This window comes from Rhizobium sp. SRI_017 (genome assembly GCF_057586295.1).
The window spans coordinates 1-274 of the sequence record NZ_JBYCZP010000111.1 but is presented as its reverse complement, the minus strand read 5'-3'; the positions used below and the strand labels follow the sequence as shown (position 1 = coordinate 274).

At 63.9% G+C, this 274-nt stretch carries 1 protein-coding gene; it reads right to left on the bottom strand.

Features of this window, described 5'->3' with window-relative positions:
- A partial coding sequence (locus AC2YI2_RS35270) for a CheR family methyltransferase (RefSeq protein WP_487391156.1) occupies nt 1-274 on the bottom strand: 274 nt, incomplete at both ends.

Sequence of the window (274 nt, the reverse complement as noted above, 5' to 3'; positions counted from 1 at the left end):
GAGCCGGGCGAACCCGACCTTGGAACGCAGGCGCGCACTGATGCGAACATCGGTGCGACCCCTCTCGCGCGCCACCATCACATATTTCTGCTGGATGCTCTTCGGCACGGGTGCCACCATGTCGCGCGGATAGACTCCGCGCTGCGCCGCCTGCAACACATCGGTCGAGAGGTCCGTCGCCAGGATGCGATAGTCAACCTCGCGATTGGTGCTCGCGAATTCCTGCAGAACCATCGCCATCGTATAGGGCTCGGCACCCGTCGAGCAGGCCGAA